Source organism: Streptomyces sp. P9(2023) (genome assembly GCF_032436795.1).
Classification (GTDB): domain Bacteria; phylum Actinomycetota; class Actinomycetes; order Streptomycetales; family Streptomycetaceae; genus Streptomyces.
Genome location: NZ_JAUPWM010000813.1, coordinates 1 through 239 on the forward strand (window position 1 = coordinate 1; position 239 = coordinate 239).

Here is a 239-nt window from a genome sequence, read left to right on the forward strand (position 1 = left end):
GGGAAATGGGCTTGGCCTAGTTCTGCGTAAGAAAACTGTTGGTGAGTACAACCCCGAGACTGGCGGGCAGGATGTAGTGTGGACTGAAACTAACGGCTCCGGCCTGCGCACCAACTACGATCAGAAAGACATTGACGGCTCATATATTGAGCAAGGCGATACGCGAATCCTGCTATCGCCTACGGCATCGGATGGTTCGGATATTCCCGAGCCGAGTACAAATGACGTAATCCTGTTTG

The 239-nt window shown here is 52.3% G+C and carries 1 protein-coding gene; it reads left to right on the plus strand.

Features of this window, described 5'->3' with window-relative positions:
• Positions 1 to 239: hypothetical protein (locus Q5762_RS39545; RefSeq protein ID WP_315897154.1), on the plus strand; the 239-nt coding region annotated here is incomplete at both ends.